The 16,547-nt window shown below is 72.5% G+C and carries 5 protein-coding genes; 1 reads left to right on the forward strand and 4 read right to left on the reverse strand.

The genetic code is table 11. From position 1 onward, the window contains the following. Positions 1-30: 30 nt before the first annotated feature. The 4 genes from ABZ441_RS09100 to ABZ441_RS09115 form a co-directional block, all read right to left on the reverse strand. Complete coding sequence (locus ABZ441_RS09100) at positions 31-10,890, reverse strand: amino acid adenylation domain-containing protein (protein WP_358969988.1); 10,860 nt, start codon at positions 10,888-10,890, stop codon at positions 31-33. Continuing rightward, entirely contained in the window at positions 10,850-12,136 is a 1,287-nt protein-coding gene (locus ABZ441_RS09105) for an MFS transporter (protein WP_358969995.1), read from the reverse strand. Before ABZ441_RS09105 ends, ABZ441_RS09100 begins: the two co-directional genes overlap by 41 nt. A gap of 99 nt (positions 12,137-12,235) precedes the next feature. Further along, positions 12,236-13,516, reverse strand: coding sequence for an aminotransferase class I/II-fold pyridoxal phosphate-dependent enzyme (locus ABZ441_RS09110; RefSeq protein WP_358969997.1), 1,281 nt, complete (start codon positions 13,514-13,516; stop codon positions 12,236-12,238). 1,013 nt (positions 13,517-14,529) lie between these two features. After that, on the reverse strand, positions 14,530-14,793 hold the full coding sequence (locus tag ABZ441_RS09115) for a hypothetical protein (protein WP_358969999.1): 264 nt from the start codon (positions 14,791-14,793) through the stop codon (positions 14,530-14,532). Between the two features lie 175 nt (positions 14,794-14,968). Here ABZ441_RS09115 and ABZ441_RS09120 point away from each other — a divergent pair, with 175 nt between their 5' ends. Then, positions 14,969-16,426: an amino acid adenylation domain-containing protein gene (locus tag ABZ441_RS09120; RefSeq protein ID WP_358970002.1), complete on the forward strand. Its 1,458-nt coding sequence runs from the start codon at positions 14,969-14,971 to the stop codon at positions 16,424-16,426. Positions 16,427-16,547: the final 121 nt, after the last annotated feature.

Consider the following 16,547-nt stretch of genomic DNA (forward strand, 5'->3'; position numbering starts at 1 on the left):
TCCACGGCCCGGCGCGTACGGCCCGGCGCGTCAGGGGACGCGTGGGGCGGGCAGCGGGCGGTGCGGGGCCTGTGTGACGTGGTGGAGGTGCTCGCCGAAGGCCAGGGCCCAGGACCTGATGGTGGACTCGTCGAAGAGATCCGTCGAGTACTCGAAGGTGACGGCGATCGTGTCGGCGCCGGGCACCAGGACCACGTACAGCTCGTTGCGGGCCACACCCGATGTCGGGAGGTCGCGTACCGAGGCCGAGAGCGACCGCATGTCCAGGGTGGACGGCGGTGTGGTGACCACGGTGAAGAGCACGGTCGGGAACAGCGAGGCGCCCGTCTCCGGCGCGACCAGCTCCACCACGTCGGTCAGGGGCAGTTCCTGGTGGTCGAGCGCGGTGAAGAGCGTCGAGCCGAGCTGCTTCACGAGATCGGCGAACGTGGCGGCCTCGCCCAGCCGGGCACGCAGCAGGACCGCGTCCCCCAGGAGCCCGACCACGCCGGACCGGTCGCGGCGGGTGCGGTTCGCGCTGGAGGCGGCCAGCACCACGTCCGCGAGCCCGCCGCACAGTCCGGACGCCCAGCTCGCGAACGCCGCGGCCAGGACGGTGTAGGGCGTCGTACCCAGGCGGGTCGCCGTCTCCGCGAGCCGCCTGGGTACGTCCCCGTCGACGGCCCATGTGTGCAGCGCGCCCCTGCCGGAGAGCTTCGCCGGGCGCGGCCGGTCGTACGGCAACGGCAGCCGCAGGGGTACGCCGTCGAGTTCGGTACGCCAGAACCGTTCGAGTTCCGCCCTGCGCTCCGCGCCCAGCTCGTCCTCCGTGCGGGCATAGTCGGTGAACTGTATTTCGGGCAGCGGAAGTCGACTGTCGACGCCCTGGTGCCGGGCGTCGTGGAGCTCCTGCAGTTCCTGCCAGATGACGCCCATGGACCAGCCGTCGCAGACGGCGTGGTGGAACACGGTGACCAGCACCCAGCGATCCCGCCCGAGCCGGGCGAGCCGGAAGCGGAAGAGCGGCGCAGTGTCCATCGCCAGCGGGCGCGTGGCCTCGTCCCGGCACCACCGCTCGACCGCGTCGGCGTCGTCGGCGTACGCGGTCAGGTCGTCCACCGGCAGGTCCACGGGCACCTGGGACAGCACCTCGACCAGGTACCGTCCGTCGCGGTGCACGGCTCTGCTCCGCAGCGCGTGATGGCGCCCCACCAAATCCTCCAGGGCACCCGCCAGGTTCCGCGGGTCGAGCTCGCCGCTCAGGTCGATGCGGTGCGCGACGTTGTAGACCCCGGGGTCGGAGTGCTCGTGGTGCCGCTGCCACAGCCTGCGCAGCGTGGAGGGCATCGGCGCGGTGTCCACCACCCGTCCGGCGTGAGCGGGCTCGCCGCGGCCCGCTACGCCACGGATCGTGGGCTCGAGGAAGAACTCGGCCATGGACAGCTCGATGCCCAGCTGGTCCGCCGTGCGGTTGAGGAGCCTGATCGCGCTGAGTGAGTGACCGCCGAGCTCGAAGAACGACTCGGTGACCGGAACCCTGACCGCGCCGAGCTCGTCGCACCACAGTTCGTGCAGCGACTTCTCCAGTCGGGTCGAGGGCTGCGCGTCCGTGCCCCGGGCCGTCTCGTCCGGCTCGGGTTCGGGCAGCCGGCCCCGGTCCAGCTTCCCCGAGGTGTTCACCGGGAGCCGGTCCAGGCAGACCCAGCGGCGCGGCACCAGATGGTCGGGGAGCTCCGCGGACAGCGCGTCGCGCAGCCCGCGCAGGTCCGCCGCCGGCGCGGCGGGGACCACGTAGGCGACGAGCTCCCTGTCGCCGTGCTGGTCGCGGCGGGCCACGACGGCCGCGTCCCGGACCCCGGGCTGGGCGCTCACCGCCCCCTGCACCTCGGCCGGTTCCACCCGATGGCCCCGGATCTTGACCTGATCGTCCGTGCGGCCGCAGTACTGCAGCGAGCCGTCCGTGCGCCAGCGTCCGAGGTCTCCCGTCCGGTACGACACGGAACCCGCGCCGTCGGGGAGGAAGGCGCCGGCCGTCTCGGCCGGGCGGGCGTGGTAGCCGTGTGCGACCGGTGCGCCTCCCACGTGGATCTCGCCGACGGCACCGGGAAGCACCTCGTGCCCCGCACCGTCCAGCAGGACGATCCGCGCTCCCGGCACCGGCGTGCCGATCGGCGGCCACTCCTCGCCGCCGGGGTCGACCCGGTGCGAGGTGACGATGACGGAGGTCTCCGTCGGCCCGTACTGGTTGTAGAGCGCGCACTGGGTGTGCGCGGCGAGGAAGCGGCGGAAGGCGTCGGTGAGCTGCAGCGCCTCACCGGCGGAGAACAGCTCACGCAGCGAAGGCAGTTCGGGCCGCGTCTCCATCAGATACCTGAGCGGCGTGGAGGGCATGAACATCCGCTGCACCTCGTGACGGCGCACCACCTCCGCGACCGCCACGGGGTCGTGCCGCACCTCGTCGTCGATCAGCACCAGCGTCGCCCCGGAGCACAGCGTCGTGAAGATCTCCTGCACGCTGACGTCGAAGGAGGGCGACGTCCACTGGAGGGTGCGAAGCCCGACGTGCGCGTCCAGGTGGCCCCGTACGAGGTTGGCCGGACCGCGGTGCGGCACGACGACGCCCTTGGGACGGCCGGTCGAGCCCGAGGTGTAGATGCAGTACGCGGGGTCCCCGGGCCTCGCTCCGTCGGACGGCGGGCCTGCCTCGGAGGCGCCGTCGACCTCGTCGAGGAGCCTCACCGGCAGCCCTGGCCGGAGCCCGGGATGGCGCGCGAGGACGGAGGCGGAGGTCAGCAGCAGGACGGGCGCGCCGTCGTCGAGGAGCGCGGCGAGCCGTGGCGAGGGCATGGACGGGTCGAGCGGCAGATACGCGGCGCCGCTCCTGAACACCCCCAGCACGGCGGCGACCAACTCCGGTCCGCGCGGCAGCAGCAGAGCCACACGCTCCCCGCGCACGGCTCCGCGGGCGCGCAGGTCGTGGGCGAGCGTGTTCGCGCGGATGTCCAGTTCCCGGTACCGGACGCTCTCCTCACCGTGCACCAGGGCGACGGCTTCGGGCGTCCTTTGCACCTGCTGCTCGAACAGCCCGTGCAGGGTGTCCTCGACGGCGGGTGACTGCTCCTGAAGACGTCCCAGCCTCGCCAGGGACGCCCGGTCGGCCGCGGTCACCGCGGTCAGCTCGCGCAGAGGCGCGCCGGGAGCGCCGAGAGCGCGGCGCAGCACCTGCTCCACGTGGTGCGTGAAACGACGCACCGTGGCCTCGTCGAACAGTGCGGTGTCGTACTCGACCATGAACCGCACCCCGTCACGGTGGTGCGTGAAGTAGACGCTCAGGTCGAAGGGGGCGCGCTCGCTCGGTACGTCGAGCAGCGCCGCCGCCAGCCGGGGCGGGTCGAACGTCACCTCGCCCTCGTTCTCGTACTCCACCATCACCTGGAAGAGCGGGTTGCGTCCCGGGTCCCGGCGTGGGTTGAGCTCCCCGACCAGTTCGTCGAAGGGCACGCCGGTGTGCTCGTACGCGTCCGTGCTGCTGGCGCGCACCCGGTGCAGCAGCGTCGGGAAGTCCGGGTCGCCGGCGAGATCCAGACGCAGGGGGACGGTGTCGAGGAACACGCCGATGTGGTGCTCCGCGCCGGCGGGCCGGGCGGCGACCGCGGTGCCGAGGACCACGTCGTGCTGCCCGCTCAGCCTGCCGAGCACCGCCGCGACGGCACCGGTGAGTGCCATGAACGGAGTCGCCCGGTGGCCGGCCGCGAACGCCTTCAGCGCGCCGGTGAGTTCGGCGTCCAGCTCGTGGGTCAGGCTCGCGCCCGCCCCCGACCTGACCCGGGGCCGGGGCCGGTCCGTGGGCAGGTCGAGCTCCGGGGCCCCGGCGAGCTCACGCCGCCAGAAGCCGAGGGACGCGGCGTGGTCCTCCGGCCGGGCCGGGGCCACCTCCGGCAGGGGCGGCGGCTCGGGGGCTCCGTGTTCGACGGCGCGGTAGCAGGCGGCCAGGTCGCGGACGAGCACCGCCGTGGAGGCCGAGTCGAAGACGATGTGGTGGGCCAGCAGAAAGAGCAGATGCCGCTCCTCGGACAGGCGCAGCAGCCTCGCCGTCACCAGCGGCCCCTCGCGCAGGCCGAGGACCCGGCGCCCCTCCGTCCCGAGCGTGGCGCGCAGCGCCTCGTCCTCCGACGCACCTGTGTGGTCGTCGACCGGACATTCGATCCGCACCCGGTCACGTATCTCCTGGTACGGCACGCCACCGGAGTCGGGGAACGTGGTCCGCAGCGCCGGATGCCGGTCGGCGACCTGCTGGAGGGCCCGCTGCAGTGCGGGTACGTTCAGCGGACCGTCCAGGCGGATCGCTTTGGGCTCGTGGTACATGCTGGTCCCCGGATGCAGCTGCTCCAGGAACCAGATGCGGCGCTGCGCCGGCGACAACGGCACCCGCTTCGGACCGGGCACCGTCTGCTCCGGGGCGCTGGGCTGCTCGCGGCGGCGGACCCGGTCGAGCAGCGGCAGAGCATCGAGGACCCGCTCCGTCGCCACACCGAAGTCCACGAAACAGGCGATCTCGTCCGTGCCGGCGTCCACCAGGCGGCGTACGGTCTCGGCAGCCGTGTGCTCGTCGCCGATCATGGCGCGGGTGGCGCAGTAGCGCTCGTACGCCCGTTCCAGGAGGAACTCGACGTCCTCCTCGGGAGTGTTGTCGAGGTCCGCCGTGAAGCCCAGGCTGTTGGTGACCTGGCCGAAGAGGGACAAGGACGAACGCAGGTACGACACGAACGGCCGGTACGCCTCCGCCCGTGCGCGGTCCCCGTCCTCACCGAGGTACGTGTGCACGAGCACCACCACCCGGCCCGCAGCCGGATCCAGCCCGTGCTCGGCACGGGTACGCCGGTACAACGCGATGTTCTCCGCCAGTTGCTCCACGGTCTGCGTCATCAGGTTGGTGACCACGCCCAGCCCCTCGACAGCCGCCCGGCGGTAGCTGTCCGGGTTGCTCACCACCGCTACGTACAGGGGGATCTCCGGCTGCAGGGGGCGGGGGTGGAGGCTGATCTCGACGGGCTCGCCGTCACCGGCGGTCGTCGGCACGGGCTGCCCCGACCAGAGCTGCCGCACGGTCTCCAACTGCTCGTACATCAGCTCGCGGTGCCGGCCGAAGTGCTGCGGGGCGAGCGAGAAGTCGGTGGCGTGCCAGCCGCCGGCGACGCACAGACCCGCCCGGCCGCCGGAGATGTTGTCGACGACAGACCACTCCTCGGCGACCCGCACCGGATGGTGCAGCGGGAGGACGACCGAGCCCGCGTGCAGCCGGATGCGGCTGGTGTGGGCCGCGAGCGCGGCGGCCAGCACGGAGGGGTTGGGGAAGAGCGCGCCGAAGGAGTTGAAATGGCGCTCCGGGAGCCACAGGGCGTGGAAGCCGTTCTCGTCCGCGTACTTCGAAGCCGCCATGATCAGCGCGTACTTGTCACGGTCGGCGTCCTCGGGATAGTCGCCGAAGAAGTACAGGCTGAAATCGCACCCGGCGGTGGGGGCGGGTACGGGCTGCCCCTGCTCGCCGACCGGCTCGGGGGAGGGTGACGACGGAAGGGGCGGGCTGTGGGCCTGGGTGTGGGCCCCGACCGGCGTCGGAGGTGGCGTCCGGGCTGCGGTCGGCACGGAGGCCGGGGGCCGGACCGGAGTCGGCACGGGGGCCGGGATCCGGACAGGAGTCGGCATCGGGGCCGGCGCCGGCATCGGGGGAGCGGCGGGCTGCGCGGTCGCGAGTACGTCCAGTTGGCGGGATATCACTCCGGTGACCTGGTCGACGAGATGCTCGGCCAGTTTCAGCTGCTGCCCCAGCAGTTCGTGCAGCCCGGAGGCTTCGGCAGCCGGTGCCGCTGCCGGCGCTGCAACAGGCGCCGGTACGGCCTCGGGCGCCGGTGTCCGCGCCGCCAGGGGTGCCGGGTCCGCCTCCCTGCGTGGTTCCCGGCGCGGCTCCCCAGGTACCCCCACCGAGCCGCCGGCCGTCCCCTTCCCCAGCTCCGCCAGGCGTTCGGCCAGCGCGCGCGGGGTGTCCGCCGAGGCGAACAGCTCCCGTACCGGGACGCGCACGCCGTACCGCTGCTCGAGCTCCGCCGTCATGCCCATCAGGGAGAGGGAGTCCGCTCCCAGCTCGAAGAACGAGGAGTCGGGCGCGACATCGGCAGCCGGACGGCCCAGCTTCTCGGAGGTCAGCCGCCTCACCTCGGCGAGCAGTTCGTCCGGCACGGTGCGCTCCTTCACAGGGGTGGCCGACGTTTCCGCCGGGCGGTACGAAGCCTGAGCCGGCGAGCCGGTCCGCGGCGCCACGGGGCGTCTGCGCAGGGGATGCCCCGGCAGGGGCACCCTGTTCCCGCCGCCGTTGACCGCGCTCCACTCCAGGTCCGCCCCCCTGCGGTACAGCGCGGCCAGTGACATGAGGAACCCGTGCATCTGGTCGGTACCCCCGGGGGCCGAGCCCTGCCCTCCGAGCCAGCGGCTCTCCGGTACGCAGTGCCGGCCGAGGCCGGTGAGGGTGTCCCCGGCACCGATCTCCAGGAAGTCCTGACACCCCTGACCCGTTGCCGCGGCCATGGCCAGATCGAAGCGGACCGGGTGCCGCGCCTGGCGGCCCAGGTAGTCGGTGTCGAGCATCCAGCCCACCGGGCGCACCCGGCCGTCGGCGGCGGTCACCAGCGGCGTACGCAGCGGGCCGTACGTCACCCGCTCGGCCCGCGACCGGAAGTCCCGCAACGCCGGCTCGACCGCGGCGGAGTGGAACGCCTTGTCGACCGGCAACGTCCGCCACCGCAGGCCCTCCCCGTCCAGCAGCCGCGCCGCCTCCGCGAGAGCGTCCGGCGCACCGGAGATCACCTGGGATCGAGGTCCGTTGAACGCCGCGAGTTCGGCCCCGGCGGCCCGCGCGATCCGTTCCGTGTCCTCCGGCCGGGCCCGGACGGCGAGCATGCCGCCCGGCGGGCAGGCGGTGTGCATCAGCCTGCCGCGCCACGCCGTGAGCCGCAGTCCGTCGTCGAGAGTGACGGCGCCGCCCGCGTAGAGGGCCGCGTACTCGCCGACGCTGTGGCTGAGCAGCAGCGCGGGGCGCACACCGGCGGCACGCCACACGTCGGTGAGCGCGGCCTGGTGGGCGAACAGGGCGGCCTGGGCCGTCTCGGTGGGCCAGACGCCGTCGTCGGCGGACTCGTCGACCAGCAGGGGGAGCAGGGTGCCGCCGAACTCGTCGGCGTAGACCTCCTCGCACCGTTCCAGCGTCCGCCGGGCGACGGGATGTGCGGCGTGGAGGCCCGCGGCCATGCCCCGGCGTCCGCTGCCCTGCCCGGAGTAGGCGAAGGCGAGCGGTCCGAGCGGACCGGACGGTGCGGGCCGGGGCTCGTCCAAGGCGTCCGCGAGCTCCGCGGCGGTGCTGCCGACCGCCGCGTCCCTTACTGCCCGGTGCGGCCTGCCGAGCGCCAGGGTGGCCGCCACGTCCGCCGCCGCCGGACCCGGCTGCTGCCGCAGCCGGTCCCGGAGCAGGCCGGTGTATTCCTCCAGGGCCTGGGGGTCGCGGGCCGACACCGGCACGAGGACGGGAAGTCCGGACGCACGGGCCGCGGGTCGTACGGGAGCCTCCTCCAGCACCACATGGGCATTGGTGCCGCCGACCCCCAGCGCGCTGACCCCGGCCCGGCGCGGCACGCCGTCCTGCGCCGGCCAGGGCCGCAGCTCGGTGCCGAGGACCAGCGGGCCGCCCGCCAGGCGCAGTTCGGGGTTGGGTCGCGTCAGATGGAGGGTGGGGACCAGCGTGCGGTGCCTCAGCATGAGGACCGTCTTGAGCAGACCGGCCATCCCGGCGCAGCTGTCGAGGTGCCCGATGCTCGGCTTCACCGACCCGACGGTGCAGAACCCCGTACGCCGCGTACCCTCCCCGAGTACCCTGCCGAGCGCCTCCAGTTCCACCGGATCGCCGAGCGGGGTGCCCGTTCCGTGCGCCTCCACGTACGAGATCGAGTCGGCGGGGACGGCCGCCCTGCGCAGGGCCTCACGCACGACCTCCACCTGGCCCGCCACACCCGGCGCGCTGAATCCGACCTTGGCGGCCCCGTCGTTGTTGACGGCGGAGCCCAGGATCACCGCGTGCACGGTGTCGCCGTCGGCCAGTGCCCGGTCGAGACGCTTGAGCAGCACGGCCGCCACACCGTTGCCGCCCACAGTGCCGTCGGCCTCCGCGTCGAAGGCGCGGCAGCGTCCGGTGGGCGACAGTATGGAGCCGGGGTGGCTGCGGTATCCCGTCTCCTGGGGGAGGTGCACGGCCGCGGCGCCCGCGAGCGCCAGGTCCGCGTCACCGGTGAGCAGGGCCTGTACGGCGAGGTGCGTGGCGACCAGCGAGGTGGAGCACGCGGTCTGCACGCCGATGGCGGGCCCGGTGAGGCCGAGCCGGTAGGCGACACGGGAGGCGAGGAAGTCGGGCTGCAGTCCGATGGCGGCCTGCATGCCGTCAGCCGGGTCGTCCGGAACACCCGTCGCAGGCGGCTGCTGATGGTCGTAGAGGTTCATGCCGGTTCCGGCGAACACCCCCACCCTGGTCCCCTGTCCGGTCACCACGTAGCCGCCGTCCTCGAGCGCCTCGTGGCAGCACTCCAGGAACAGCCGGTGCGCGGGGTGCGTGAGCGCTGCCTCCTTGGGGCTCATCCCGAAGAAGTCCCCGTCGAACGCGTCGACACCGTCGATGACCCCCGCGACCGGCACCAGGCCGGGCGCGCGCCGCTGCTCCGGGGAGAGGCCGGCCGACGCGAGCTCCTCCTCGCCGAAGACCCGGACGCTGTCCACGCCGTCGCGCAGATTGGCCCAGTACCGCTCCACCGAGTCCGCGCCGGGGAAGCGCAGCGACAGACCGATGACCGCGATGCGCCGGTCGGCCGTGTCCTTCGAGGCTGCGCCCACGGGCTGCGGCTGTTCTCCGGGGGCGGCCGCCAGATGCGAGGCCAGAGCCGTGGCCGTCGGATGTTCGAAGAACGCGGCCTGGGCGACCGGCGTCGCGAGTCGCTGCTCCAGGCGGGACCGCAGGCGGGTCAGGAGCAGTGAGTTCAGCCCCAGCTCGTAGAACCGTTCGTGCACGTCCACCGCGTGCCCCAGCAGGGCGGCGATCTCCTCCCTCACCACCTGTGCCACATTGCCGGAGTCGGAGCCGGCGTCGTCCGGCGGGGCCGCGTGGGTACGGGGACCACTGGCGACGAGCCGCTGCCGTAGTTCGGCGCGGCGCACCTTCCCGGCGGGGGTCCTAGGGAAGTCGTCGTGCGGTACGGGCAGGACGTGGGAGGCGGTCAGACGGAGCCGGGAGAACAGCGCCGCCTTCACCTCCCTCACGATCCGCGCGTCCTCGTCGGCGGAGCGGCTGACGAAGAACACGGCCAGCCGCTCCGTGCCGCTGTCCGGGTCCGGAACGCCGCAGGCGGCCACTTCCCCCTGTCTGACGCCGACGACGGCGGTCGCCGCCTCCTCGACCTCGTGGCAGTAGACGTTGTGCCCGTTGAGAATGATCAGGTCCTTGCGCCGCCCGGTGATCACGACCTGCCCGGCGTCGAGGAAGGCCAGGTCGCCTGTGTCCAGCCAGTCCCGGCCGGCCGGGAACGCCTCGGCGTCCGCCTCCGGGTTGTTCACGTAACCGGGGGTGAGGCGCGTGGGTGTGTGCACCTGCAGCCGGCCGATCCTGCCCGCGGGCGCCGGCTCGCCGCGGTCGTCCACGATGCGCAGGGTGACCCCGTGCACCGGCGAGCCGGCCGCGACGAAGGTGACGCAGTCGTCCTCCGGGGTCCGGGCGTCGGCCCGTACCAGATCGCCGCCCAGACTGCTCTTCAGCAGGCGGTGCACGGTGCCGGGCCGGTCCAGCCGTCCGTGCGTGACGGCCGTGACCGTCTCGGCCATCCCCCACACCGGCACGATGTGCCCCTCCCGCACGCCCGACGCGGCGGTGGCGTCGAGGAAGCGGCGCAGCACCGGCAGCACGATCTGCTCGCCGCCGCACAGCAGCGACTTGAGGCCGCCCAGATCGCGTACGCGATGCGGCTGCTCGGCCAGCGCGTCGGCTGTCAGCCCGTAGGCGAAGGTCGGGGCCCAGCTGTGCTGCGCCCCGTGCTCCTCGATGAGGTCGAGCCAGCGCAGCGGCTCGGCCAGCACACGCTCGGTCGGCGCGTGGACGTTGGTACAGCCCACGAATACCGCCAGCAGGTGGTACAGGAGGAACGCGCCGCTGTGATCGACCGGCAGCCAGTTCACCATGGTGTCGTCCGGCCGCACGTCCATGATCCGCCGGGAGCTCGCGGCGAAGTCGGCCAGACCGGCGTGGGTGAGCCGCGCCGCCTTGGGCACACCCGTGCTGCCGGAGGACAGCATCAGCAGCGCGACATCGGACCCGGACGGCTCCACGTGGGTGTCCGCGGGCCGGGCGCCGAGGCAGTCCCGGGCGACCGCGACCCGCAACTCGGGGGCCGCCGTGGCCAGGGCCTGCGCCCCGACGGCGTCACTGAGCACCAACGGCCGGTCCAGCACCGCGCAGGCGTGCAGCAGGCGTTCGTAGGCGGGCGAGCCCGGCACGGCGCGGTCCGCGAGGGCTGCGGGCAGAGCACCGCCCAGCAGACAGGCCCAGAAGGCGGGGAAGAACTCACTCAGCGGCAGCCCGCACAGCACCACCGGGTCACCGGGGCGCAGCCCACGCTCCCGTAGTCCGGCCAGCATCCGGGTGGCCTGCGACAGCAGTTCGCGGTACGGCAGGGTGGTCGTGGAACCGTCCGGGGCGACGGCGACGACGGCTGCCCCGTCGTCGCACTCCGCGGCACGCAGGAGTGCCTGCACGGCATCGCGCGGGTCGCTCTCCGTGTACTCCGGTTCAGGCCCCCGGCAGAGAGTCTGCCCCTGCACGTGTTCCATGCGTATCCCCTTCTTTTCCACTCGTGGACGAGAGCGACCGGGCGCGCCCGGTGACGAAGAACAGCAGAACCAGTGCTCCGCACACGGCCGTCCCGTGGAACACGCCGACGACCGTCAGGGCGGGCAGCGCTTCGAGAGCTGCCGCGGCGAGTACGGTGCCCAGCGCGAACCCGGCCGTCTCCGCCGTGGCGGACAGCCCGAACAGCCGGGTGCGCTGCCGGTCGGGGGCCGCCTGGAGGCGTGCGGTGTAGACCGTCTCGGCCCAGCCGTCCGCGAACCCGGCGCACGCCGCGGCCGCCATGAGAGCCGCGGCGGGCAGGCCGGTGAACGCGGCCACGAAGGAGACCGACATGGCCAACGTGCACAGGGCAAAGGCCCGTTCACCCCACGACGAGGCCCCCCGCATGCGCCGGATCACCATTTGGGCGGCGATGGTGCCCACCGCCCACGCCACCCAGAACCGGGTCATGAAGAGGGCAGGGTCGGACGGTGCGGAGGCGTTCGCGACCACGGGCAGGGCGACATTGTGCGAGGAGGACGCGAGGGCGTCGAAGCCTCTGAGCAGGATCATGCCGAGCAGGAGCGCGGGAAGGCCGGCCATGCCGTGCCACACGCGCGGCCCCCTGGGGCGGACAGCGTCCTTCCCCCGGCCGTCCTCCTCCGGTACGGCCTCGTCGTCGCCGTCCGTACGCGGGCGCAGGACGAGCAGCGCCCCCGCCGACACCGCGAAGCTCGCGGCGTTGACGGCGAAAGCGGTGCCGTAGCCGCCCAACGCGATGACGGGGGCGGCGGAGGCGAAGCCCAGGACCGTGGCCATCGACCGTGCCGTGACCAGCAGTCCGGTCGCCCGGGTACGGGACTCCTGGCCGACCATCGCGGGAACCGCGCTGCGGAGGGCGACGGTGAAGTACGTGTTGCCCGCGCCCATGACGACGACCGTGCCGCACAGCAGCCACATCGGCGTGCGTGCCGCGCACAGGGCCAGAACGGACAGGACGAGGCACTGGGCGACGTCCGCGCACACCATCGTCCTCAGCCGGGTCGTCCTGGCCGCCAGAGTCGCGGCGGTGAGTCCCGCGACGAAGCCGGAGAGCAGGCGCAGCGCCATCACCACGCCTACCCCGAAGGCCGTGCCGGTGACCTGGTACGAGAACAGGCTCATCGCGATCAGGTTCAGGAAGTTGCCGTAGCCGGAAACCGCGTACGCGCAGACGAGAGCACGGAACCGCTGGTCCACACCCCCCACTACGACCCCTCTCCGCGCGTGGCCCCGCTCACCGGACCGCGTCCGGCGCCCGCGTCGGGCGGCCGCTCGTCCTCGCGGAGACCGGCGGAGACGGGACGGTCACGAGTCTGCCGATACCGCTGAAGCACGCATCTCCCTCAGTACGTCGGCCACATGACGGATGCCCTCGGAGAGCACCTTCTCCCCGGTGCTGAGACTGATGCGGAAGCAGCGGGTCGCGTGGCCGTCCAGGCCGGGGGAGGAGAGCGGGTCCACGAAGAAGTGCCGCCCCGGCACGACGAACACGCGTCTCTCCTTCAGCCTGCGGTAGAGGTCGAGATCGTCGAACCACGGGTGGTCCACCCACAGCCAGCAGAACATCCCTCCTGCGCCCGAGTGCAGCCGCCAGTCCATGTCCGGCGGCATCGCCTCCGCCAGCAGATCCGCAGCGAAGCGTCTCTTCTCCCGGTAGTGCGGAGTGATCGCCTCGCGGGTGACGCGGTCCAGCCGGCCGTTCCCCAACACGCGGGCGAGAGCGGCCTGGGGCAGTTGCGGGGCGTGCAGGACGGAGTTGGACATGAACGACGCCAGTGCGTCCATGTACTTCGGGGGGCCGATCGCGAACCCCACGCGTTCTCCGGGAAGGCCGGCCTTCGACGCGGAGAAGCAGTTGATCAGATGGTCGTGCAGAACAGGCTCGGTGTGCACCTCGGCGATCCTGGGGAACGGGGAGCCGTACGCCTGGTCCAGGAGAAGCGGAACATCCCTTTCCGTGGCCAGTGCGGTCAGCGCGTCCAGCTCGGTCCGGTCCAGGGCGCGCCCGGTCGGGTTGCCGGGGCTGGAGACCAGCATCATGCCGATGTCCGACTGCCGCCTCAGACCGTCGATGTCCAGTCCGTACCGGAAGCCGTGTTCGCCCTGCCGCTCGATCAGGGGCGGTACTCCCACGATGCCCCCGTCGTGCATGCACAGACCCTGGTAGCCGGTGTAGTCGGGAACCATGGGCAGGACTATCTTTCGGTGGCCCCGCACGCCCGGCCCCGCGAAGAGGGCGGCCGCGGCGAAGCACAGCATCTGGCTGCCGGGCCCGATCACGACGTTCTGCGGGCCGAGCTGCCAGCCGTACGTCCGGTTGAAGTACTCCACGACGGCCCCGATCAGGACCTGGCTGCCACGCGAAGGGCCGTAGTGGCAGCCGGCCGGCTCGAAGTCCTCGGCCAGTGCGTCCGTCAGGGCGGCCCGCCACATCTCGCCGGCGTCCGCAATCGTGGCCGGGTTGCCCACGCTGAGGTTGAGCCACTCGCCGGCCGACGCGTCCGCCGTGCTGGCGGCCACATCCTCCATGATGCTGCGGAGGCCGGAGACGCCGGCCATCTTGGTGCCACTCAGTGACAACTCCATGCGGTTCTCCTGGAACTCGAGTGATGAGTGCCAGCGCGCGCGGGGCACGCGGAAGCACGCGTGCCCGGGGGTGCGGGCCGGGGAGGGGAGAGGTGGCGAGGTGCGCACCGTCCGAGGGCGGTGCGGTGCTGCTGCCGCACCGATGGAGGCGGCGAGTGGACGCGAAGTCACCGAACGGTCCCGGCAGGTTGGGGGCCACGGCCGAAGGTGCGCACAGGAAGCACAGCGTGTCGTTCATGTTCTTAGCGCCGGGCGATTCTGTCAACGCCCATGATCGACAAGGCCGCTCCGGCGGACATGCTCGCGGTGTGGGTGTGCGGTGCGGGCGATGCCCAGATCGCGGGGAACTGTCCGATAGCCAATGCGATGCCCCAACAGTCGAATTACTCCGTACGTCGAATTCACGAAGGTGGTCCGGACCTCTGATGGGTGCTCAAGACCGGTGCGTACAGAGAAAGATGATCAACTCTTCCCTGATTCGGTCGCACCCCATACAGTGAGGTCGTCCTTCGGGGCCCCTCGTGGTAGATGTGGTGCATTATCCGATGCGTCGCTCGGCCGTACACGAGGCGGGCAGCACACCCCTGGCTGTTGCCGAGGGCGAATCGCTGCCGTCGTATGCTGCCGGCCCGGCGCGAGAGGGGAGACGGGGATGCGGGGCGCAGTCTGCTGTGGCGTCAGGACGACGTGCGGTGCCGCCGTGTGAGGGCGGGCGCTCGCACGTGTCGAGCCCGGAAGCAGCGCGGAGGAGCGAGGTTCTGACCTCGGCTGTCGGCCGTTATGCCGTGATGGCGGGGGACGGCCCCGCCGCGCGTGAGAACCGGACCGCGGTGTCCCTGTTGCCGTGGGGCGACGCAACCGTGAACGAGCCCGGGCTGTCAGGTGAGAACCGCGCCGGGGCTGGGGGACGTACATCAAGGAGCGGAATGTCCGACGCCGTTGTGGGACCGGTCGACAGCGTACTGGAAGAAGCGGCCGGGAGTTCGGGCCCTGCTTCGTCGCCACTCGGCGATTCATTCGTGGATCTTCGGCCGAACTCCCTCGCTCTTCTGTGCGTGGCGACCGCTCCCGCGGACCCGCACGACATCCCAGTTGATTCGGCAGACCTGATTCAGGCCGGTTCCGTGGGCGATCCCGTCGAAATACTCGGGATCTTGCGAATCGTCGGAAAGGGGAATGAAGTGGGAAGCGGAATGGGGACTTCTTTCCGGCGGCACACCGCCGATGCGGACCACGGGCGGCAGGGCCCCCGCCGAGCGCACGCGGAGTACCGCCATGCCGGTGAGCGGCTCGCAACCGCCCGAGCGGACACCCTCCGCGTAGGGTCCGACCGCGGTGCTCCCGGGCCCCGGAGAGGTCTCCCCTCTCGTCCGTCGGGGCCGGGCGAGAAGCGGGACCTGGTTCACGGCCGACTCCCCGGCCGTACCCGTACCGGTGCGAAGTAGGCGGCGCGTGGAAACGATTCGGGACACCTTCGACGCCCAGGCCGCGCGGACCCCGGGCGCGGTGGCCGTGCGCGCCGGCCGTACCCTCACCTACCGCGAACTGTCGGAGACGGCGGCCGCCCTCGGCGAGGAGATCCTCGCGCACACCCCGGCCGGCTCGCTGGTCGCCCTCGACGCCGCCGGCCCGGCCGGCGGGGTGATCGGCATCCTCGCCGCCGCCGGCAGCGGGTGCGCGGTGCTGCCGCTGAACCGCGAGAGCCCACCCGCGCACCGCCGGCGGATCCTCGCGGACGCCCGGCCGTCCCTCGTCCTGCGCGAGACCGCCGAGGGCGCGTTCACCGTCGAGCCCGTCCCGGCCGCCGGGGGACCCTTCGTCCCCCGCGGGCCTGACATGGCCGATGTCGCCTACGTGATGTACACCTCGGGGTCGACCGGGCGTCCCAAGGGCGTCATGGTCCCGCACACGGCTCTGGTCGACCGGCTTGCGGGACTCGCGTCGACGCCCGGGCTCGCGGCGGGCGAGACGATGGTCGCGGCGACCGCGCTGTCCTTCGACATCTCGATGGCGGAGATGCTGCTGCCGCTGACGGTCGGCGCCTCCCTGCTCGTCGTGCCGGGCGACGTGCGCTTCGACCCGTACTGCTTCCAGGACTTCCTCGACGAACACGCACCCCAGGTCATCCAGGCCACGCCCAGCTTCTGGCGCATGCTCCTCTCCGCGGAGTGGACCGGCCTCGAAGATGCCAGGCTCTGGTGCGGCGGAGAGGCTCTCACCCCCGAACTGGCACGTCGGCTCATGCCCCTGGGAGCGGAGCTCTGGAACCTGTACGGCCCCACTGAGGCCACGATCTGGGCCACGGCAGCGCACGTCGAATCACCGGACGCCATCTCCCTGGGGCACCCGCTGAAGGGCACGGGACTCTACCTCGCAGCCGTGGACGACGACGGCGCGACGCATCTGGGGGAGGCCGTCACCGAGCCCGGTACGGACGGCGAGATCGTGCTGTACGGCGCGGGAATCGCGCTGGGCTACCTGGACAGGGATGACCTGACCGCCGAGCGGTTCCCCGTCGGGGATACCCCCGACGGCGGCGGACGGCTCTACCGAACGGGCGACCGTGCCAGACACCGGGCGGACGGCTCCCTGGAGTACCTCGGACGTGCGGACGACCAGATCAAACTGCGCGGCCACCGCATCGAACTCGGTGAGATCGAGGCCGTCCTGGAAGAGCACCCGGCAGTCGCTGCCGCGGTCGCCGTCCTGCGCGACGCCGACCGGCCGGAGCGCTCGTCGATCACCGCTCATGTCGCCGCCGGAGGGGACGGCGCCTCCGTCAAGGAGATCCAGGACTGGCTGCGCGAACGGCTCCCCGCCAGCCACTGCCCGAGCCGGATCGTCGTCCGCGAGACACTTCCGCGCACCACCGCCGGAAAAGTCGACCGGGTACGTCTGGCGAACGAGTAGGGCATGCGGCCGGAACACCGTGGACGCACTGTCACGCGCGGGTCCACCGGCGCTGCCGCACGCGCACCGGGCGGCCCGGACGGGACGGGCGCGCATGATGCCGTCCCGCATCCGGGGACAC

This window comes from Streptomyces sp. NPDC005752 (assembly GCF_040630715.1).
Lineage (GTDB): Bacteria > Actinomycetota > Actinomycetes > Streptomycetales > Streptomycetaceae > Streptomyces.